This window comes from Rhodopila sp. (assembly GCF_965276935.1).
GTDB lineage: Bacteria > Pseudomonadota > Alphaproteobacteria > Acetobacterales > Acetobacteraceae > Rhodopila.
On record NZ_CBDIBS010000004.1, the window covers coordinates 1218989 to 1239215 of the forward strand.

17 protein-coding genes and 1 tRNA gene are annotated in these 20227 nt (G+C 63.6%); 12 read left to right on the forward strand and 6 right to left on the reverse strand.

The features are described from left to right. Nucleotides 1–130: 130 nt before the first annotated feature. Entirely contained in the window at nt 131–1354 is a 1224-nt protein-coding gene (locus ACQY4S_RS21930; protein WP_428487323.1) for a PA0069 family radical SAM protein, read from the reverse strand. 301 nt (nt 1355–1655) lie between these two features. After that, on the reverse strand, nt 1656–2789 hold the full coding sequence (locus ACQY4S_RS21935; protein WP_428483659.1) for an ISAs1 family transposase: 1134 nt from the start codon (nt 2787–2789) through the stop codon (nt 1656–1658). 175 nt (nt 2790–2964) lie between these two features. Here ACQY4S_RS21935 and ACQY4S_RS21940 point away from each other — a divergent pair. From ACQY4S_RS21940 to nusG, 3 genes are all read left to right on the forward strand, one after another. Then, nucleotides 2965–3041, forward strand: a tRNA-Trp gene (locus ACQY4S_RS21940). 67 nt (nt 3042–3108) lie between these two features. Then, nucleotides 3109–3321 carry a preprotein translocase subunit SecE gene (secE, locus tag ACQY4S_RS21945; RefSeq protein WP_428488474.1) on the forward strand — a complete coding sequence of 71 codons (213 nt, stop codon included), beginning with the start codon at nt 3109–3111 and terminating at the stop codon, nt 3319–3321. Between the two features lie 14 nt (nt 3322–3335). Next, nucleotides 3336–3866 carry a transcription termination/antitermination protein NusG gene (gene nusG / locus ACQY4S_RS21950; RefSeq protein ID WP_428487324.1) on the forward strand — a complete coding sequence of 177 codons (531 nt, stop codon included), beginning with the start codon at nt 3336–3338 and terminating at the stop codon, nt 3864–3866. Nucleotides 3867–4192: 326 nt separating this feature from the next. Here the strand turns inward: nusG and ACQY4S_RS21955 are convergent, their stop codons facing one another. Continuing rightward, nucleotides 4193–4930 (reverse strand): response regulator transcription factor, encoded by a 738-nt coding sequence (locus ACQY4S_RS21955; RefSeq protein ID WP_428487325.1) that lies wholly within the window; start codon nt 4928–4930, stop codon nt 4193–4195. 368 nt (nt 4931–5298) lie between these two features. On the opposite strand from ACQY4S_RS21955, the gene ribA reads away from it, so the two are divergent. Together ribA and ACQY4S_RS21965 are read left to right on the forward strand one after the other, a co-directional pair. Continuing rightward, nucleotides 5299–6429, forward strand: a complete 1131-nt coding sequence (gene ribA / locus ACQY4S_RS21960) for a GTP cyclohydrolase II (protein WP_428487326.1) — start codon at nt 5299–5301, stop codon at nt 6427–6429. 81 nt (nt 6430–6510) lie between these two features. Further along, nucleotides 6511–6768 (forward strand): DUF3126 family protein, encoded by a 258-nt coding sequence (locus tag ACQY4S_RS21965; protein ID WP_428487327.1) that lies wholly within the window; start codon nt 6511–6513, stop codon nt 6766–6768. Between the two features lie 118 nt (nt 6769–6886). Here ACQY4S_RS21965 and ACQY4S_RS21970 read toward each other — a convergent pair whose 3' ends face one another. Continuing rightward, nucleotides 6887–7804, reverse strand: coding sequence for a Tim44 domain-containing protein (locus ACQY4S_RS21970; protein ID WP_428487329.1), 918 nt, complete (start codon nt 7802–7804; stop codon nt 6887–6889). A 338-nt stretch (nt 7805–8142) separates the two neighbouring features. On the opposite strand from ACQY4S_RS21970, the gene ACQY4S_RS21975 reads away from it, so the two are divergent. Beyond that, entirely contained in the window at nt 8143–9498 is a 1356-nt protein-coding gene (locus ACQY4S_RS21975; RefSeq protein WP_428487330.1) for an MFS transporter, read from the forward strand. 101 nt (nt 9499–9599) lie between these two features. Here ACQY4S_RS21975 and ACQY4S_RS21980 read toward each other — a convergent pair whose 3' ends face one another. Together ACQY4S_RS21980 and ACQY4S_RS21985 are read right to left on the reverse strand one after the other, a co-directional pair. Beyond that, nucleotides 9600–10931 (reverse strand): TldD/PmbA family protein, encoded by a 1332-nt coding sequence (locus ACQY4S_RS21980; RefSeq protein ID WP_428487331.1) that lies wholly within the window; start codon nt 10929–10931, stop codon nt 9600–9602. Between the two features lie 134 nt (nt 10932–11065). Continuing rightward, nucleotides 11066–12331: a M16 family metallopeptidase gene (locus tag ACQY4S_RS21985; RefSeq protein WP_428487332.1), complete on the reverse strand. Its 1266-nt coding sequence runs from the start codon at nt 12329–12331 to the stop codon at nt 11066–11068. 541 nt (nt 12332–12872) lie between these two features. Here ACQY4S_RS21985 and fliF point away from each other — a divergent pair. From fliF to flhA, 6 genes are all read left to right on the forward strand, one after another. Further along, complete coding sequence (gene fliF, locus ACQY4S_RS21990) at nt 12873–14528, forward strand: flagellar basal-body MS-ring/collar protein FliF (RefSeq protein ID WP_428487333.1); 1656 nt, start codon at nt 12873–12875, stop codon at nt 14526–14528. A 15-nt stretch (nt 14529–14543) separates the two neighbouring features. Next, on the forward strand, nt 14544–15545 hold the full coding sequence (locus ACQY4S_RS21995) for a flagellar motor switch protein FliG (RefSeq protein ID WP_428487334.1): 1002 nt from the start codon (nt 14544–14546) through the stop codon (nt 15543–15545). A 171-nt stretch (nt 15546–15716) separates the two neighbouring features. After that, nucleotides 15717–16367 (forward strand): hypothetical protein, encoded by a 651-nt coding sequence (locus ACQY4S_RS22000; protein WP_428487335.1) that lies wholly within the window; start codon nt 15717–15719, stop codon nt 16365–16367. Beyond that, entirely contained in the window at nt 16357–16656 is a 300-nt protein-coding gene (gene fliN, locus ACQY4S_RS22005) for a flagellar motor switch protein FliN (protein WP_428487336.1), read from the forward strand. Before ACQY4S_RS22000 ends, fliN begins: the two co-directional genes overlap by 11 nt. 2 nt (nt 16657–16658) lie before the next feature. Further along, entirely contained in the window at nt 16659–17837 is a 1179-nt protein-coding gene (locus tag ACQY4S_RS22010) for a sigma-54 interaction domain-containing protein (RefSeq protein ID WP_428487337.1), read from the forward strand. Nucleotides 17838–18097: 260 nt separating this feature from the next. Then, nucleotides 18098–20161: a flagellar biosynthesis protein FlhA gene (gene flhA / locus ACQY4S_RS22015; RefSeq protein WP_428487338.1), complete on the forward strand. Its 2064-nt coding sequence runs from the start codon at nt 18098–18100 to the stop codon at nt 20159–20161. Nucleotides 20162–20227: the final 66 nt, after the last annotated feature.

The window sequence follows — 20227 nt, forward strand, 5'->3', positions numbered from 1 at the left end:
GGGAGAGAGGGGGCGACCGAGGCGCTTGTAACAACTGTGTCGCCCCCTCTCCCCCAAACCCCTGGACGGGGATCAAAGGGGCATCCGCCCCTTTGCGGGTCCAGGGCAGCGCCCTGGCCTTTTCCCGTCCTCAGAACAGCGACATCTGACCCGAAGTGGCGGCGGCAGCATCGCCAGGGACGGCGAAGCGATCACAAGCGAGTTGGGCATCGTGGTCGCCCAGTCCAAGCTGGCGGGAAATGCGGGCGTAGCGACGCATCAGCAGGTCGGCGTGGACGCCTTGGCCGGAGAAGCGATGATGGAAGCGCGGGTCGTTCAGGCTTCCGCTGCGGGTTTCGCGGATCAGGCTGAGCACGTGACGGGCTCGGTCAGGGAAATGCGTCTGCAGCCATGCCTCGAACATTTGCCGCAGTTCCAACGGCAGGCGCAGCAGTACATAGCCCGCATGCGTGGCCCCGGCGCGAGCCGAGGCTTCAACGATCTTTTCCATTTCGCTGTCGTTCAGCGCGGGGATCATCGGTGCCACCAGCACGCCGGTGGGCACCCCGGCCCGGGCGAGTTCGGCAATCGCCTGCAGGCGACGCGCGGGCGTCGCGGCGCGTGGCTCCATCACGCGGGCCAGGCGTGGATCCAATGTGGTGACGGACAAATAGACGCGGACGAGATTGCGGCTGGCCATTGAGGACAGGATATCGAGGTCGCGCAGCACGCCGGTGGACTTGGTGACAATGCCGACCGGATGGTTGAACCGATCCAGTACCTCCAGCACCGACCGCGTCAGCTTCAGCGTGCGCTCCACCGGCTGGTATGGATCGGTATTGGAGCCAAGCGCGAGGGTCCGGGCGACATAGCCAGGCCGGCGCAGCTCCTTCTCCAGCAACTCCGCCACCTGCGGTTTGAAGATCAGCTTGGTTTCGAAGTCGAGCCCGGGTGAGTAGCCCAGATAGGCATGGGTTGGGCGGGCATAGCAGTAGATGCAGCCATGCTCGCAGCCGCGGTAGGGATTGACGGCTCGATCAAAGCCAATGTCCGGGGAGGTGTTCCAGCTTATCGCGGAGCGCGTGGCGTCACGCATCAGGCTGGTGTCCAGGCGCGGCAGGTCGCCAACATCCTGGGTCAGCGTGTCCCATCCGTCATCAAAGGCGGAGCTGGCGTGCATATCAAAGCGAACCTGCGGATTGCTCACCGCGCCTCGCCCAGCGGCGCGGCGGCCGGGCAGGCGCTGATCCGCTTCAGGGTCCGGCAGGCCGACGTTTTCCAGCGCCACGATGGCAGCGTGATCTGCCGCATCTTGGTCAATGGCATCATATTTGATGGCATCATGGTCGATCACCACATCCGCGCGCTCAAGCATGATTGTTCTCTGTCCGTTCGACCCTCTTCATCTAATGGGCCATCTCACCTGTCCGTCTCACAGGGCGCGAACGATGTCAAGAACAAATAGGGATCGACGCCGGTCAGGCTGGTGTTGTGGGCTGCCACTCTGGGCTACCAGCCTGGGCTGCGGGTCCGGCTGCCAGGCCGGCTGCCAGGCTAGGCTGCCGGTCTAGCTGCCAGGCCGGCTGTCAGTTTGGGCTGCCAGGCTGCCAAGCTGCCAAGCTGCCAGTCTGCGCTGCTACATGGCACGACACTCCCAGGGGAATCGCTTGAGTGTCTCATGCGATGCGCCGGATGACGTTTTCCAGATAATCCTGATTCCAGCCGGCCTTTTTACGGCGGTTCTTAAAGCTGGTGACGGGTTTCGCCTGGTTCAGTAAATTCATGGCAGTATGTTTCACGACCGCCATGTTGGCAGGGCCATGAGCGGTGCGCAGGCGCGCCAAATCGTCGTGGAATACCACATCCAGCACCCAGTGCAGCCGGTTCTCAATGCCCCAGTGGCTCCGCACGACCCTGGCGAGGGTCTCGGCACTGAGTTTGGTTGAGCACAGGTAGTATCGGGTTTCTGTCTGGATAACGCCGCCCCGCTCGGTTTCGCTTTCGATCATGCCGATGGCGGTCAGGCCAGGGAATGCAAATTCGCCCGGATGACGCCGCTCGGCGAACAGCCAGTTGATGTCGTGGCAGATCGTATGGCGGCGGGTTTCGATCCGGCCATGGTCGCCATCGACGGTCTCGAAGCTTTGCAGCGTCAGCGTTGGTGGTGGATCGGCAAAGACGGTTTCCACTTCGGCATAGGTCGCTGGCCAGTTCTCCTTCAAGGCCAGCACGTAATCGCCACCACCCTCGATGATCGTCTGGGCAATCTCCTTCTGCGTGCCCATGGCATCGATGGTCACCAACGCGCCGGCCAGTTCCAGACGACGCAGCAGCACAGGAATGGCGGTGATCTCATTGGATTTCGCCGACACCGCCTCTTGTCCAAGGACCAATCGCTGACGCGTCGCCCAGGCGGACACCGTATGCAGCGGCAGACGCCCTTTGCCGCGGGCATGGCTGCGACGCGAGGTCTTGCCATCGATCGCGATAATCTCGGGCGTGTCAGTCCGCAACCCGTCTACCCAGGTCAGGAAACATGTCTTGAACAGCTCAGGATCAATCGCCGCGATCACGTCGCACAATGTGTCGTGGCTCGGGATGCCGTGCTTGAACGGCAGAAAACGGCGGAGGAAGCCCTGGCGTTCGCTGCCCCACAGGCTGATTTCGACAAAGTCGTCCGCACCGGCGATGGTCCCGCAGAGCATCAGCAACAGGATTTCCGGTAGAGGATATAGCACCTTCGTCGCTTGGCGCGGGTCCCGGAGGGCCGCGAAGTGGGACAAGAAGCAGGGCTGGCTTGGCATGGACATAGAGACCTCCTGATGAGAGGCTTCCTATGAATCCGATTCTAGCCCGCACGGGAATCCCTCAACCACTCAAGCGATCGCCCTGACGACACTCCGCTTAACCCTTGACAATGGAACGCGCGCATTCTTTCTACGCGGCTTGTCGCGCGTGATCCCATGGTTTGCGTCGGCCCGCTGAAGGGGTGTAGCTCAATTGGCTAGAGCGCCGGTCTCCAAAACCGGAGGCTGGGGGTTCGAGACCCTCCACCCCTGCCAGCTTCGCCGGCGACACCGGACGAAGGGTCGGCTTCCTTCGGGTATGGGATACCGCCTGGCGATCAGCATGGGGATTGGACGAAACGTGGCGTTTCAACCGGCGAAATTCGTGCGTGAAGTCCGAACGGAGATGGCCAAGGTCACTTGGCCGACCCGAAAGGAGACGTTGGTGACGACGGGTCTGGTATTTGCCATGGCCACGATCGCGGCGATCTTCTTCTTTGTGGTCGATCAGGTGATCGGCCTTGGGGTGCGCGCCTTGTTCAATGTGGGCATCTGAGGGATCCTGGATAAATGGCCAAGAACTGGTACGTCGTGCACGTCTACTCCGGTTTCGAGAAGAAGATCGCCCAGCAGATCAAGGAGCAGGCGGCACAAAAGGGACTGGGCGAGCAGTTCGAGGAAGTGCTGGTGCCCTCTGAGAACGTCATGGAAGTCAAGCGCGGCCGCAAGATCAACAGCGAGCACAAGTTCTTCCCAGGCTACGTGCTGGTGAAGATGGACCTGACGGACGACGCCTGGCACCTGGTGAAGAACACGCCAAAGGTGACCGGCTTCCTTGGCAGCAAGACCCGGCCAACGCCGATCAGCGACGCCGAGGCGGACCGCATCCTGAAGCAAAGCCAGGAAGGTGTGGACCGTCCGCGGCCGGCGGTGCTTTATGAAATCGGCGAACAGGTACGGGTTGCCGACGGGCCGTTCACCAGCTTCAACGGCACGGTCGAGGAAGTGGATGAGGAAAAGGGCCGCGTGAAGGTCAGCGTTTCAATTTTTGGCCGCTCGACGCCGGTGGAGCTGGAGTACTCCCAGGTCGAGAAGCTATGACGGCCTGAGAGCCGGTCGGCGACTTAAGCCTCGTTGGTGGCTGGCGGCCAACCTGGAGCGCGGATCGATCCTTTTCGTGTCATGGCCTGCGGCGGTTGGTCATGACACATACGAAGAACTTCGTCCCGGCGTGCTAGGTGAACAGTGTAGCTGGCTCAGCCTGGATAAAGGGCCACTTCATCACTGACCGCCGCAAGCCTTGTCATACCAGTGCCTGAAGGGCCGACTGGTATGCGCGTGGGGTTGGTGGGGCGGCCGCGCGCGAAATCAATAAGATACCGATGGCCCGTTGACCCGCTGTGGGTCAACGTCAAGGGCCGTTGGTATCAGGCATGCACCGGTGTCGGCATGCGAAGCGCCGGAATGCCCTCGGGGTCCAACCGGTAACCACCACCCTCGGTCACCAGAAGACGGGCATTCGCCGGATCAGGCTCGATCTTCTGGCGCAGGCGGTAGATGTGGGTCTCAAGCGTATGGGTCGTCACGGCGGCGTTATAGCCCCACACCTCGTTCAGAAGCACCTGCCGAGCAACCGATCGGCTGCCGGCGCGGTAGAGGAACTTCAGAATCGCCGCTTCCTTTTCGGTCAACCGGATGCGACGGTTCTTCGCCGGTTCCTGCAACAGTTTTGCGGCGGGACGGAATGTATACGGCCCAATGGTGAAAACCGCATCCTCGCTGTTCTCGAAGATCCGAAGCTGCGCGCGCAGACGCGCCAGTAGCACGGCTAGCTTGAATGGCTTCGCGATGTAATCGTTGGCGCCCGAGTCGAGGCCACGTACCACATCCGTCTCGCCGTCCGAGCCCGTCAGCATGATGATCGGCATCCGCTGTCCCTGCTTGCGCAGTCGCGCGCACAGATCACGGCCGTCCCCGTCCGGCAGCCCCACATCCAGGATAATCGCATCGAACCGAGCGTCCTTGGCGGCAAGCCGAGCCTCTGCGTCTTGAATCGAAGCGGCCTCGGTGGCGACAAATTCACCGTCAATGGCAAGCTGGTCAACCAGGGTTTCACGCAGGTCGTCGTCGTCGTCAACGATCAGGACTGGGCGTTCTGCAGACATACTCAGGTTCCTCTTCTGCCAGTGTTTAGATGCGGCTGGTGTCACCGCCGCTACGCTGCTTCGCTCAACGACGACGCACCTACATAGACGTTCTCTTTGCCGGACGAAATCGGTGCTGGTCAGGCATACAATCACCAGACAGCGCGTGGATAGGCCAGTCCCGTGGTGTTCATCCCCTCTGGATTGCTCCAATGTCGCTTATATAAGGCTTAGCAGAGATGGAGGTCATCGCGTGAACGGAGAATTTCGACCTTGACCTCTAATAATGACGAAAGTTCGTCGGAAATGTTCCAAAAGTTTACAACACGTTTTATTGAGGTTGCGTGATTTGGTGTGTCGGCAGGTGATGGATGCAGCCTGATCCCCCCGTGGATCCCCTCGTGGATCCCCCTGGGACGGATGCCGTAAGCCGGTTGCGGATCCGGCAGGTTCACCGTGCGGCATCGGAACTTCGGCGTGGCGTTCCGGTTATCCTGGGCGGCGCTTCACCCCTGGTCCTGCTTGCCGCCGAGACCGCCGATACAGCGGCCTTGGCTGAACTGGAGGCACTGACCGGAGGACCGCCGCTGCTGCTTCTGGCGCCGCCGCGAGCGGCTGCGATCCTGCGTGTACCCATGCCGCGGGAGGCCGAGGCAGCCGCCATCATCATTCCGAAACCTCTTATGGACATCGAGGTCTATCAGAGCCTTTCCGACCCGACTTTGCCGCAGAAGAAGCTTCGCCATCGGCTCGAACCAGGCGCCGCTCCCGCCAGTGCCGCGGCCGCGCTGCGCCTGGCAAAGATCGGCCGACTGCTTCCGGCGGTGCTTGCCGGTCCGCCACCAGCCGATCTCGAAGCCAGGCGCACCTTGCATGATTTGGTCGCGGTCGTGGCCACGGATGTGCTGCACTATGCCGAGGACGAGGTCGCCAGCCTGCGACAGGTCGCCGCCGCCAAGGTGCCGTTGAACGACGCGCCAAACAGCGAGGTCGTGGCCTTTCGCAGCGCCGGTTCGGCGCTCGAGCATCTCGCGATCGTGATCGGACATCCGGCGGAAGCAGACGCGCCACTGGTTCGGATTCACTCGGAATGTTTCACCGGCGATCTGCTGGGAAGCATGCGGTGCGACTGCGGCGAACAGTTGCGCGGCGCGATCCGGCGCATCGCGGAGGATGGTGCCGGCATACTGTTGTACCTGGCGCAGGAAGGCCGCGGCATCGGCCTGGTTAACAAGTTGCGCGCCTATGGCCTGCAGGATCGTGGCCTTGATACCATGGACGCCAACCGCGCCCTGGGCTGGGGCGCGGACGAACGCAACTTTCTGGTCGGCGCCACGATGCTGCGGACCATGGGGATCAGCCGGATCAGGCTGCTGACCAATAACCCGGACAAGATGGCGGCGATGGTGGCATGCGGCATTGACGTGGTCGGGCGGGAACCGCATTCGTTCGAGCCCAACGGCGTCAACGATGAGTATCTGGCGACCAAGGCCGGACGGTTCGGCCATATGCTGGATTGATCACGCCGTCATCGGCGCTCTGGACCACGTCCCGCAATCAGGGGTAAACGGCTTGCTCAATTACCTCATGAGCGTTCCTGCATGACCCCGACGGACATCGAACGTCTGCAAATCTATCTCCGCAAGCTGTTTGGCAGCGAGCGGATTAAAATCGTGCCGCCGCTTCGCAAGGGCCTGTCGGTCGAACTGGCGGTCAATGACGAGACGGTCGGCACAATTCATCAGGACACCGAGGAAGGCGAAACATCCTACTCCATCCACATGACGGTGCTGGAGGAAGACCTTCCGGCGCGGCCACGACCCATGCCGGCGGCGACGAAACGAGGACCGGGGAAATAATACAAGCCAGGTCATGCCGTCGGATGAACTTCGCCGCTTCGTTCAGTCCTGGGTTGCCTCCTCTCCATGGACAAGCCTGCTCCGCATGGACAGGCCGGGGCATGACGAGGCGGCAGGCCTAACGCGTCTGCTGGATCGCCGACAGCAGCCAACGACCGCCGCGTGAGCGGACGAACGTCCAGACCTCGGTCTCCGTCACGTGCTCGGTCGGACTGCCGTCAACCACGCGTCCAGCGGAATCCCGGGTAACGTCGATCATCGAGAACCGCATCGCGACAGTCGCGTATTCGCGTCCCTGCTCCGCCCAGGCCTGTGCCAGGTCACCTGAGGCCAAATGAACGTCGGTCACCGTGTTTCGCACCCCACGGCTGACCTGGTCGGCAAGCTGTTCGGCGAAGTAGCTGACCATTTCCGGCGTGGCCATGGCTTGCAGGCCGTTCAGGTCATGGGCGCTCCAGGCCGCCTGGACGCCAGCCAGAAGCTGCTCGAACTGCTGGTAGTCGGCCGGGTTGATCGCGATCGGCGGAGCTCCGCCGCTACCGCCTGCGCCTGGCAAGGGACCCGAAGCCGGCGGGCTGGTTCTGGCAAAGATGTTGGGGCCGCCGGCCATGGCCGGACGCCGTGCCCCGGGAAACAGACGGAAAACAAACCGGGCCAGCATGACCAGCAGGAAAATCTGCAGCAGGAAGCCCAGGAACCCGCCAAATCCCAGCCCACCACCAAAAAATCCGTGGCCAAACAGCAAGCCGCCAATGCCGGCGCCGATCAGGCCACCCATCAGCCCGGACCCAAAGCTGGACCGCCCAAAGCCTCGTGATGCGTATCCCGGCGACTGATAGCCAGGCGATGGCTGCGTCATGCTCCGCTGCATGGGAGCCGCGTAAGGTGCGGTGTTAGTGGATCGCGGCGCTGAAAAAGTCATGCCCCCACGGCTACCCATGGAACTTCCACCCCCGGCCCGAGCTTCCGCCAGCCCTGGCGTCAGCGCCAGAGCCAGGGCCGCAACGGCGGCGAAGAGGAACTGCTTGCGACGCATCTGATTTCGCTTCTCGGTTGAACGGATACGATATGGTGCGTCGGCGGCACCACGCGTAGAGGTCACGCGCCCGCGGCTGCAAATTTCGGTGGGAGCCGCGGCAACAGAGCCAGGATTTCCCGTATCCGAGGAGCCTAGCCGATGGGCCCGCGTGCGTGCAACGGTCATGCTCCGCTGGCATTAGGCTTCGCCGGCCCATCGGCAAGGGGAAGGCGCTTGACTTGGCAATCCGCTAAGGGTTGCCTCTGGTGCGTACGCTGCCTGCATGGAGCACTCGCTTAAGATCGGCGAAATGATCTTCGTCTGCATAGAAAAGGCCAAACCGGGGGGATTTGAAAATGGAGTCGGGACTCTACAGCGCCGATCGACTGTCACCGATCGTCAAGCGGACGGTTCTCGCCGGCTGCATCGGTTTCGCGGTCGATTTCTTTGACATCTATTTGCCGGTGCTCGCATTGGCACCGGTCATCGGCTACTTCGAACCGCCCGGATTGAGTGCCGCGGCCAGCACGACGATCTACTTCTTCACCTTCGCCGCCACCTTGTTCGGCCGCCCTTGCGGGGCGGTCATCTTTGGCCACTGGGCGGACAAGATCGGCCGGCGCCGGACGACGATGATCAGCATCGCCGGTTTCGGCGTTTTCACCGCGCTCATCGCCTGCCTGCCAGGCTACGCCACGCTCGGCATAGGGTCGCTGGTCCTGCTGATCGGACTGCGTTTCATCGACGGCGTCTTCATGGGCGGCGAATATACCTCCAACAACACGCTGGCCCTGGAGATGGTGCCAAAGCAGCGCCGCGGCTTTGTCGGCGGCATTCTGCAGGGCGCGTTTCCCATCGGCTTCGCCTTGGTGTCAGCGGTTACCAGCCTGCTGCTGGCCATCACCACGCGGCAGCAATACCTCCAGTGGGGCTGGCGGGTCGCCTTCCTGTTCGGCGGCGTGCTCGCCTTCGCTTTTCTGATGTTCTACCGCACGGTCCCGGAATCGCCGGTCTGGATGGCGAGCAAGAAAAGCGTGGCACCATTGAAAGAGGTGTTTTCCGGTGTTCACCGGCGCAACCTGTTCCAGGTCTTCGTCATGATGGTCGGGTTCTGGTTCGCCTCGCAGGTGTCGAGCATCCTGCCCGGCATCCTGATCCAGCACCTGCATCTTCCCGCGTCGATCACCTCCGACATTTTCCTGGGCGGCAGTGTCGTTCTGTTCTTTGGGTTCGTCGGTTGTGGCATGCTCAGCCAGATGATCGGCCGCCGCAAAACGATCGTGCTGTGCGGGATGGCGGTGCTGTTTGGCGGGACCGGGCTGTATTACCTGCTGGTCGCCCACGCCCTGGGCGGAGGTTCTCAACTGGGAACGGCGGTCATAACAATGGCGTTTTATATCCTCATCGTCTCGCCATGGGGCATCGTCTCGACGTATATCTCGGAACGCTTTCCGACGCACATCCGGGCCAGCGGCTACGGCATCGGCTATAGCGCGGCCGTGGTCATTCCGGCCTTCACCGGGATCTACCTGCTTGGTCTGTCGTCGGTGATGCCTTACGTGTTCGGACCGTTGGTGCTGCTGGTCATCGCTGGGGTGCTCATGATCGCGGGCGCGCTGCTCGGTCCTGAAACGCGGGATGTGGACATGCACGAGCCGGTGGCGCGGGTATCGGCCGAGGAAGCGGCCATTCCGGGTACCGCTACGGCGTAGAGCGCGATCGTCCGAGGTTGCTTCGGCCTCGGACGCGCCCCTGATTTACCTGCGGATCGATACAGAGCCGTCGAGCACGAGAATCCTTATCCGCCCGCCCCTTATCCGCCCGCCATTGTCATTCCCTCGATCCGCAGCGTTGGCGAGTCGGTTCCGCGCCGGAATGTCAGGTCGTTCGCCGGACGCAGGCTGGCGAACATCTCCACGAGATTGCCGGCCACGGTGATCTCCGCCACCGGTTCGGCCAAGGCCCCGTCGCGAATCATGAACCCCGCGGCGCCGCGGCTGTAATCCCCTGTCACGCCATTCACGCCCATCCCGATCAGCTCGGTGATATAGAGGCCCAGCTTGATGTCGGCCATCAGCTCAACCGGCGTCACCGTCCCCGCCGCCAGATACAAATTCGTGGCACTTGGCGACGGCGGACCCCCCACGCCCCGCGCCGCGTGCCCCGTCGACGCCATGCCAAGCTGGCGCGCGGTGCGGGAATCCAGCAGCCACGTCGTCAATATCCCGTCCTGAACCAGCAGGCGCGGCGCTGTCGGGGTCCCCTCGGCATCGAAGGCACGCGACCGGCCGCCACGCACCCGCCGCGGGTCATCATGGATGTCGATGCCCGGTGCGAAGATCCGCTTGTGCAGCTTGTCTTTCAGGAAGCTGGTGCCGCGCGCGACACCGGCCCCGTTGATCGCACCAGACAGATGCCCGACGATCCCGCCGGCCACGCGCGGATCATACACCACGGGTAGCTTCGCGGTCTTTGGCCGTATCGGGTTCAGGCGAGCGATGGCACGTTCGCCGGCGCGGTGGCCGATGCCGGCGGGATCGTCCAGGTCAGCAAGATAGACCGTGCTGTGATAATCATAGTCCCGCTGCATCGCGGTGCCGGCGCCGGCGATCGCGGTGGCCGAAATTGAATGGTTCGTGCCGAAACGCCGCCCGGCGAACCCGGCCGACGTCACCAGGGCCAGCTCCGAACGGCTAAATCCGGCTTCGGCGCCCTCGGAGTTGGTGATCCCGGCCACCGCCATGGCGGCCTCCTCGGCGATCGCGGCGCGCTCGACCAGTGTCTCGGCTGAAGGAACCGTCGGGTCTTCCATATCCAGATCAACAGCCTGCGGCGGCGCCGCGGTCTCCGCCAGTCCGGCATACGGGTCCTCCGGCACCACTTTCGCCATGGCGACGGCGCGCTCCGCCAATCCGGCGAAGGCGTTGGGATCGGCCGTTGTCGACGACACGATGGCGGCGTGCCGCCCGACGAAGACGCGCAGGCCCAGGTCCTGTCCCTCCGATCGCTCGACATGCTCGGTCTTGCCCAGGCGGCGGGCAACCGACAGAGAGGTGCCGGAGATCAGCACGGCATCCGCCGCATCGGCACCGGCCTTGCGAGCCTGGCTGATGAGGTCGGCGAGCAGCGACAGAGGATCGGTCATGACGGATTTCCGCTTCTAAATCGGTTACAGCGTGATCGTCCGAGGCAGCATCGTCACAACATGCGAATGACCCGGCCGATCAACCGGCGATACCAGGATCCGCCTGCTGGCATGACGCAACCTGCAATCATCGCCTAGCTGCTCAGCCTGTCCACCACCGTTCCCAGCCGGGGCACAAGCCCAACCGGGCCCAGGGCCGCGAGTGTTGGGGCCTGGTGGAACTGCCGGATGGCGCTGCGCTGGATATCGTCACGGGTGACCGCGTTGATCTTGGCGATCGTCTCCTGCGTCGGGATGATCCGGCCGAAAACCTGAAGCTGGCGCGCCAGTTGCTCACAGCGGCTGCCGGTGCTTTCCAGCGACATCAGCAGGCTGGCCTTGACCTGGGATCGGGCGCGGGACAGTTCCTGCTCGGTCACCTCGGACTGGACCTTGCGCAGTTCCTCCAGCGCGACGGGGACAAGTTCCTCGGCTTCCTTTTCCCCGGTGCCGGCATAGATGCCGAACAACCCGCCGTCGGCATAAGGCGCACTGAAGGAATAGATGGAGTAGACCAGTCCCCGCTTCTCCCGGATTTCCTGGAACAGGCGGGACGACATGCCGCCGCCCAGCAGGGACGACAGCAGCAAGGTCGAGTAGTAATCCGGATCGCCATAGCCGACCGAGGGGAAGCCCAGCACGATGTGGACCTGATCAAGATCCCGCTCTTCGCGAAATTCGCCACCGCTGTACACCGCGTTCGCCATCGCCGCCGGCACGCTGACGGGCAGATCGGCGAAATGCTGGCCAACCAGGTCAAGAATTTGCTGATGTTCCAGATTGCCGGCCGCGGCGACCACGACGTTGCCGGCCCCGTAATGCTGCTTCATGTAGCCGGTCAGGGTGGCGCGGGGCATCTGGCGGATCCCCTCCTCCGACCCCAGGATCGGCCGGCCGATCGGCTGTGACGGGTAGGCAACCTCCTGGAAGTGGTCGAAGATGATGTCGTCCGGCGTGTCGTTCGCCTGCCCGATCTCCTGCAGGATCACGCCACGCTCCCGCTCCAGCTCCTGCCCTTCGAAGGTCGAGTGGGTCAGGATGTCGCCGATGATGTCGGTGGCCAGGGCCGCATCTTCCTTCAGCACCTTGATATAGTAAGCCGTCTGTTCCCGTGCGGTGTAGGCATTGATGTGCCCACCCACGGCCTCGACCTCCTCGGCGATCGCCGCCGCGCTGCGGGAGGTGGTACCTTTGAATGCCATGTGCTCCAGGAAGTGGGAGACGCCGTTCTCCGCCGCCGTCTCGCTGCGCGATCCGGTGCCGACATAGGCGCCGAAGGAAACCGTTTCCACGCGCTCCATGCGTTCGGTTACAACGGTCAGGCCGGATGGCAAGCGGGTCATCTGGATTGCGTCGGACATACTCGCTCGAGACATGCTTGCTTGAGACATACTTGCTTGAGACACTGGGTCGGTTTTCCTTGGCGACTGCATCAGCCTTCCATATGGGGTGTGGTCGAGGGAAGCAAACATTTGGATCGCCGGAGAGCGTCGAGCCAGTGGATCGCCGAAGAGCGTCGAGCCAGTGGATCGCCGAAGAGTGTCGAGCCAGTGGATCGCCGGGGAGTGTCGAACCGGACCATTGGTCAGCGCCCGGGCCGACAGCGTCGTTGATGGCGTCCAGGCAACCAGGATCGTCCCGGCCGGAGGCCATGCGGGGTTCGGCCGTCCGAATGCCGGCGCCACGCATGGACACGGAAATCAGACCCATCGCCCGCCATGGCCGAGCTGCCAAGGGATGTTGCCAGAGGGTGTTGCCAGGGGGTGTTGGGTCACGCCTTGACCCCGATCCGCCGTTAACGAACTGGCAACCATTATCCTGTAGCTCATCCTCACGACATCGCGAGCGCGGCTTGTCGGTGAGCGACATTGGTAGAACCATGCCGATACCTGAGCAAAATGCATGAAGGGCCTTCTCGACAGCCTGCGCAAACTCGGCATGGCGCCGATCCTGGCGCTGGCCGGCGTGGTCATCGGCATGGTCGGCATCGTCGCCTACCTGGAACTGGGCGGCGTCAGCACCTCGCGGATGTCGTTGCTGTACGGCGATCTCGATCTGCATGATTCCGGCCAGATCGTCGATCAGTTGGAGCATCGCCAGATCCCCTACCGGGTCGAGGCCGACGGCAAGCGCATCATGGTGCCGGCCGACGATGTCTTCACCGCGCGGGCACTGCTGGCGAAGGACGGTCTGCCGGCCTCCGGCACGATCGGCGATGAGATTTTCGATCGCGGCAACGACCTGACCCTGACCGAGTTTGATCAGGACGTGAAGCGGACACGGGCCCTGGAAGGCGAACTGGCCCGCACGATCGAGGCGATGCACGGCATCTCGCACGCCCGCGTACACCTCGTGCTGCCGCGCAAGGAACCTTTCGCGCACCGCCACAGCGATGCCCAGGCGAGCATCATGCTGACCGTGGTCGGCAATCAGACGCTGTCGCAGGAAGGCATCCAGTCGATCATCAACCTGGCCGCCGGCGCCGTGCCGGAACTGCGGCCGGAGAACATCAGCCTGGTCGACTCCCACCTGCATCTGCTGGCGCGCGCCGGCGATCCCGACGACCCTCGGACACGCTCCATGGTGGCGGACGATCTCAGCCGCACTCTGGGCCTGCGGCTGGAACATTCGGTGGAGGAGATGCTGGAACGCAGCCTCGGCGCCGGCCATGTGCACGCCGAAGCCTCTGTCCGGATCAACTTCGACAAGACCAGTGACACGCAGGAGCATTTCGATCCGGACAGTCCCGTGGTCCGCAGCACGCAGAACGTCACGTCGAACAACAAGACGACGGACCGTGCCGCGCCGGTTTCGCTGCAGAACAACCTGCCCAACGCCGCCGCCACCGCACAGGCCACCGGCAGCCAGGAAGGCCGCCAGGAAGAGACGACGAACTACGAAATCAGCAAGACCGTTCACAGCACGACGCGAGACCAGCCGAAGGTGGACCGGATCACGCTGGCGGTGATGGTCGATGGCATCGATGCGGTCGGTCCGGACGGCAAGCACACCTGGCAGGCCCGCCCGCAGGCGGATCTGGATCAGATCGAACGGCTGGCGAAAAGTGCCATCGGTTTCGACGAGAAGCGCGGCGACCATGTCGAGGTCGTCAGCATGCCCTTTATCAACCCGGTCGATCCGGCTGAACCCGAGGTCGCCGCACGTCCCGGCAACGCCAGGCATGATCTGATCAGCCTGGTAGCGGCGGTGGCGCTTGGGGTGACCGCCTTTGTCATCATCCTGCTGATGACCCGCTCGATCATCAAGGGCCTGAACCCGCCGCAGGCAACCCTGTCCATTGGCGGCCAGCTGCTGGACGGCGTGCATCAAGGCGAACCCGGCACTGGCGTCATCCTGCCACCTGGCTCCGCCGGTCCGGCGGCGGCTCCGCCGCATGGTGAGCAGGCTGCCCTGGCGGACGAGTCGACGATCAGCCTGCATCAGGTCGAGGGTCAGATCAGGGCCGCGTCGATCCGGCAGTTGATCGATCTCTCAAACCGTCACCCGGATACCACCCTGACCATCATTCGCGGTTGGATGGCAAGTGAACATGGCTGACCCGTGGCACCGCGCATGACAGGGCCGAACCTCCCAGGCCTGCAGAAGGCCGCCATCCTGATGCTGACCCTCGGCGCCGAACACGCCGGGCGGCTGTTCACCATGATGCACGAGGACGAGATCCGCCAGCTATCAGGCGCGATGGCCCAGCTCGGCGTCGTCCCAGCCGAAACGGTCGAGCAGCTTTGCGGCGACTTCGTCCAGACCTTCGGCTCCAGCGGCGGCATCCTCGGCAGCTTCGAGAATACCGAGTTGATGCTGATGAAGGCGCTGCCGAAAGACCGCGTCACCCAGATCATGGAGGAAATCCGCGGTCCGGCCGGCCGCACCATGTGGGACAAGCTGGGCAATGTGAACGAGGAGATCCTGGCGAGCTACCTCAAGAACGAATACCCGCAGACCGTCTCGGTCGTGCTGTCGATGATCAAGCCCGACCATTCCGCCCGCGTGCTGTCCATCCTGCCCGACTCCTTCGCCATGGAAGTGGTCATGCGGATGTTGCGCATGGAGTCGATCCAGAAGGATGTGCTGGATGGGGTCGAACGCATCCTGCGCGCCGAATTCATGTCCAACCTCGCGCGCGCCTCCAAGCACGATGCGCACGAGATGATCGCGGAGATCTTCAACAACTTCGACCGCAAGGCCGAAACCCGCTTCCTGGCCGGCCTGGAGGAGCGCAATCGCGAGTCGGCCGAAAAGGTGAAGTCGCTGATGTTCACCTTCAACGACCTCCAGCGCCTGTCGCCTCCGGCGTTGCAGGTACTGCTGCGTTCAATCGAAAAAGACAAGCTGCCGATTGCCCTGAAAGGTACGTCCGAAACCATCAAGAACCTGTTCATCTCGCAGCTCTCGGAGCGCGCGGCAAAGATGCTGCGCGACGACATGGCGGCGCTGGGGCCGGTGAAGATGAAGGACGTGGAGGAAGCGCAGACCTCCATCACCACCACGGCGAAGGAACTGGCGGCGCTGGGTGAAATCGAGATCGGCGGGAGCAGCGATGACAAAGTCATTGAGTGAAACCAGCCGCTGTCGAGACCGGCTGTTGTCGCCAGCGCCTCGTGGTCCGGCTTGCCCGATGCACCTGTCCAGACCGCACGCCGCGATGACCGGCCCGAACCCGGCGGAGCATGAAGGTCACGGCGGACACGCCGGCATGTCGTTCCCAACAGCGGTCGGGACAAGCATTCGATGACCGTGCACCTGTTCGAAAACTTCAACCTACCCGAAGCGGTGGCGGATGCCGCCGACACCGCGCCAGCAGAGCCGACCTTCAGCGCGTCCGCGCTGTCGGCCGCGCGGCAGGAGGCCTGGAACGACGGCTATCTGGCCGCGTCCGTGGCGCACGCCCGCGATCTGGGGCAGGAATGCAGGCAGGTGTTCGCCGACCTGCTTGCCCGGTCCGAGGACATGGACCGCAAGCTCGGTGCGATAGCAGAGCAAAGTGCCGCCTCGGTGGCGCGCTGGCTTGTCGGCACGTTCGTGGCGGCATTTCCCGTCCTCGCGGCCGCCGGTCCGGATGGACGCATCCAGGTCGTCGCCGATCTGCTTCAGCCGGTATTGCGGTCACAGTCCAGGATCGAACTCCGCGACCGGACCGGATCATCGACCTTCTGCGAGTCCATGCATGACGTCTGGCGGCAGATCGAGACGCGGCAGACCGAGGATCCGACCGCGGGCGACATCATCGTCGCATGGCCACAGGGGGAGGCGCGGATCAGTTCGACACAGATCTGGGACGACATCCGCGCCGCGATCATGCCGCTGGCGACCGATGCCGCCGACGATCCGCCAGTTCATTTCACCATCAAGCGAACGGAGTTCACGGGACATGTCCGATAACGACGAGAATCAGGTCAGCGGCGGGCTCGATAGCGGCGGGCTGAACGAGCTGGAGGCGGTTTACGACATCCCCGTCACGGTCAGCGCGGTCCTGGGCAAGGCCACCATGCAGGTCTGCCAGTTGCTGAAGCTGGGACGCGGCGCGGTGGTTGAACTCGATCGCAAGCTGGGTGAGGCGATCGACATCTATGTCAACAACCGGCTGGTCGCGCGCGGCGAGGTGGTGATGGTCGATGACAGCCGGCTTGGCGTCACCATGACGGAAATCGTCAAATCGGAACGGGCGTAAGTGTGGCAAATCTGATAGCCGCGTCGGCGCTGGCCAGGCACGGCGACCCGGTATGCGTCGCGCCCGGACTGCCAGACAGGTTACCGCAAGACGGGTTTCTGGCAACCGAGCATTGGCACAAGCCCAACCTGCGAAAGCCCAACCTGCGCAAGCTTGTTCCGGATGATCGGTTCGCCGCGCGGTTTGGCGCCCATGCATTGATCTCGCATGATCCCGCCATGACGGCGGTCCTGCAACGGTCGCAGCAGATCGCCTGGTCGGAGGCTTCGGTGCTGATCCAGGGAGAATCCGGCACCGGCAAGGAGGTTCTGGCGCGCCACATCCACCGGCACTCGCGACGCGTGAATGGCCCCTTCGTCGCGTTGAACTGCGCCGCGATCCCCGAACATCTGCTGGAATCGGAATTGTTCGGTCACGAAAAAGGCGCCTTCTCCGGCGCGATCGGCCGGCGCATCGGCAAGTTCGAGGCAGCCGCCGGCGGCACCATCCTGCTGGACGAGATCAGCGAAATGGACAGCCGCCTGCAGGCCAAGCTGCTGCGCGCCCTGCAAGAGCGCGAGGTCGACCGTGTCGGTGGAAAATTTCCGATCAGGCTCGATGTGCGCGTGATCGCGACAACCAACAAGGACCTGTGGGCGGAGGTTGCCGGCAAGGCGTTCCGGCAGGATCTGTTCTTCCGGCTGAACGTCGCACCGCTGCATATCCCGCCGCTGCGCGAGCGGCCCGCCGATATCGATGCCTTGTCGGATTATTTCGCCAGGAAATACGCCGACCAGAATGGTCTGCCGGCGGCGCCCTTCGCGGCACCGGCGCGCGCGCTGCTGCGCGCCTATGCCTGGCCCGGCAATGTGCGGGAACTGGAGAACATCATCCATCGCGCCGTGGTCATGACCGCCGGCGGTGTCATCACGCCGGATGTGCTGGATCTTCGCCGCCGTGGCGGCGTGCCGCGCCTGCTGCCATCGGACGAACATGACAATGCGTCCGGCGGCTTCGTGGCGCGGTCGCTGACCCAGATGGAGCAGGACCTGATCCTGCACACCTTGGCGTTTACCAGGGGCAACCGCACGCATGCGGCAACCATTCTGGGAATTTCAATCCGGGCATTGCGCAACAAGCTGCATGATTATGCCGCGCGGGGGATCGACGTGCCGGCGCCGATGATGCCTGGCGCGGGTTAGAGCGTGATCGCCTGAGGCTGACCAGTCAGAAGGCGTGAATCACGCGATCAAACACAGAGTTAGACCAGCGGCCCGAAGGGCTGACTGGTATGCGCGCGGGGTTGGTGGGGCGGCCGCGCGCGAAATCAACAGGATACCGACGGCCGTTGACCGGCTATCGGTCAACATTAAGGGCCGATGGTATTAGACCATGATCGACCGCCTGGATCGAAGCAACCTTCAACGATCATGGTCTAAATCGGCTGCTTCGTCGGCAAGCCATGAATAGCAGCGCCACCCGCCTGGAATGGCTGCGTAAGCTCGCGCCCGGCGGCGATGTCGGGCTGGCTTGCGGCGTGCTTGCATTGCTGTCGATCCTGATCCTGCCGATGCCGACCCTGCTGCTGGATCTGGGGCTGGCGTTCTCCTTCATGACCGCCGTCCTGATCCTGATGGTCTCGATGTTCCTGCAGCGGCCGCTCGATTTCTCCAGCTTTCCCACCCTGTTGCTTCTGACGACGATCCTGCGCCTGTCGTTGAACGTCGCCACGGCCCGCCTGATCCTGTCGCATGGCAGCGAAGGCCCCTATGCGGCCGGCCGTGTCGTCGCCGCATTCGGCGGCTTCCTGATGGGCGGCGACGTCGCCATCGGCGTGGTCGTGTTCATCATGTTGCTGATCGTGAACTTTATCGTCATCACCAAGGGCTCCAGCCGCATCGCCGAGGTTTCCGCGCGCTTCTACCTGGATTCGATGCCCGGCAAGCAGATGGCGATCGACGCCGACCTTTCGTCCGGCGCGATCGACGACAAGACGGCGCGTCGCCGGCGTTCCGATCTGGAGGCGGAAAGCAGTTTCTACGGGGCCATGGACGGCGCCGCCAAGTTCGTCCGCGGCGATGCGATCGCCGCGCTGATCATTACGATGATCAACATCTTTGGCGGGCTGGTCATCGGCCTGGTCAGGTCGCACCTGTCGATCGCGGACTCCATTTCGGCGTTCACCACTCTGACCATTGGCGACGGCTTGGCCTCGCAAATTCCCTCGCTGCTGGTGTCGACCGCCGCGGGTATTGTGGTGGCCAAGGGTTCCACCGAAGGGGGGATGTCCGGCGCGCTGTTCGCGCAGGTCGGCATCAAGCCGAAACCATTGGCGATCACCGCCGGCGCCGCCGCCTTGCTGGCGCTGCTGCCGGGTCTGCCGGCGATTCCATTCCTGGCGGTTTCGGGGCTGGCGGCCGGCGGCGCCTGGCTGCGTGCCAGGCAAGGCCAGGCCGTGGACCCGGAGCCGTCGCTGCAGCCGGCGGCGGAGGACGCCGCCAGCCGCGGCGTTGCCAGCATCGACATGATCCGCGTTGAACTGGGCTATGGGCTGCTGTCGCTGGCAGGCGGCGACGGCCCGAAGCTGCCAGAGCAGATCAAGAGCCTGCGCCGCACCATGGCATCCGACATGGGGTTCGTTCTGCCGGCAATCCGTATCCAGGACAATGTCGATCTGGGTCCGTACAGCTATCTGATCTACGTAAAGGACATATCGGCCGGCAAAGGCGAGCTGCGCCCGCTGATGATGCTGGCGATCAACACGAGGGGTGAGTTGCCCGCGCTGGCCGGCGAGCCGACCACCGAACCGGCCTTCGGTCTGCCGGCATGCTGGATCGATCCCGCGCTGGCGGACGAAGCGCTTGCGAAGAACTGCACCGTGGTCGATCCCTCCAGCGTCCTGACGACGCATCTGACCGAGCTTCTAAAGGAGAATGTGGCCGAACTTCTGAGCTATGCGGAGACGCAGAAGCTGCTGAGCCAGCTTCCGGCGGAGCAGCAGAAGCTTGTCGCCGACCTGATCCCGACGGCCATCAGCGTCGGCGGGCTGCAACGGATCCTGCAGGTCCTGCTGACGGAACATGTCTCGATCCGCGACCTGCCGACGATCCTGGAAGCGGTGCAGGAGGCATCCGGAATGTCCTCGAAGGTCATGGTCTCGATTGTCGCCCACGTCCGCTCCCGCCTTTCCCGGCAGATCAGCGACAGCCACGTGGGCGCCGCGGGCTATATCCCGATCGTCAGCCTGTCGGCCCGCTGGGAGGAAGCCTTCGCCGAGTCATTGGTCGGACCGCCGGAGGACCGCCAGCTAGCCCTGTCGCAGAGCAGGCTGCACGAGTTCATCGATCGGGTTCGCTCGGTAATCGACGCGGCGGTGCAGGACGGCGATACCCCGGTCCTGCTGACCAGCGCCGGCATCCGCTACCACGTCCACGCCGTGGTGGACCGGATTCGCAGCAACACCCCGGTTCTGGCGCAGACGGAAATCCACCGGCGGGCCCGCATCAAGGTCGTTGGCACGATCTGAATCATTTTCGAAAGCGTTGATCCCAACCCGTTGAAGACGGCACAGCAACGTCATGACGGACGCAGA

What these genes read in the sequence shown, in the direction of transcription:
- ACQY4S_RS21930 (WP_428487323.1), bottom strand. Translation starts at nt 1,354, where the DNA reads ATGCTTGAGCGCGCGGATGTGGTGATCGACCATGATGCCATCAAATAT.
- ACQY4S_RS21935 (WP_428483659.1), bottom strand. Translation starts at nt 2,789, where the DNA reads ATGTCCATGCCAAGCCAGCCCTGCTTCTTGTCCCACTTCGCGGCCCTC.
- secE (WP_428488474.1), top strand. Translation starts at nt 3,109, where the DNA reads ATGGGGATTGGACGAAACGTGGCGTTTCAACCGGCGAAATTCGTGCGT.
- nusG (WP_428487324.1), top strand. Translation starts at nt 3,336, where the DNA reads ATGGCCAAGAACTGGTACGTCGTGCACGTCTACTCCGGTTTCGAGAAG.
- ACQY4S_RS21955 (WP_428487325.1), bottom strand. Translation starts at nt 4,930, where the DNA reads ATGTCTGCAGAACGCCCAGTCCTGATCGTTGACGACGACGACGACCTG.
- ACQY4S_RS21965 (WP_428487327.1), top strand. Translation starts at nt 6,511, where the DNA reads ATGACCCCGACGGACATCGAACGTCTGCAAATCTATCTCCGCAAGCTG.
- ACQY4S_RS21970 (WP_428487329.1), bottom strand. Translation starts at nt 7,804, where the DNA reads ATGCGTCGCAAGCAGTTCCTCTTCGCCGCCGTTGCGGCCCTGGCTCTG.
- ACQY4S_RS21975 (WP_428487330.1), top strand. Translation starts at nt 8,143, where the DNA reads ATGGAGTCGGGACTCTACAGCGCCGATCGACTGTCACCGATCGTCAAG.
- ACQY4S_RS21980 (WP_428487331.1), bottom strand. Translation starts at nt 10,931, where the DNA reads ATGACCGATCCTCTGTCGCTGCTCGCCGACCTCATCAGCCAGGCTCGC.
- ACQY4S_RS21985 (WP_428487332.1), bottom strand. Translation starts at nt 12,331, where the DNA reads ATGTCCGACGCAATCCAGATGACCCGCTTGCCATCCGGCCTGACCGTT.
- fliF (WP_428487333.1), top strand. Translation starts at nt 12,873, where the DNA reads ATGAAGGGCCTTCTCGACAGCCTGCGCAAACTCGGCATGGCGCCGATC.
- ACQY4S_RS21995 (WP_428487334.1), top strand. Translation starts at nt 14,544, where the DNA reads ATGACAGGGCCGAACCTCCCAGGCCTGCAGAAGGCCGCCATCCTGATG.
- ACQY4S_RS22000 (WP_428487335.1), top strand. Translation starts at nt 15,717, where the DNA reads ATGACCGTGCACCTGTTCGAAAACTTCAACCTACCCGAAGCGGTGGCG.
- fliN (WP_428487336.1), top strand. Translation starts at nt 16,357, where the DNA reads ATGTCCGATAACGACGAGAATCAGGTCAGCGGCGGGCTCGATAGCGGC.
- flhA (WP_428487338.1), top strand. Translation starts at nt 18,098, where the DNA reads ATGAATAGCAGCGCCACCCGCCTGGAATGGCTGCGTAAGCTCGCGCCC.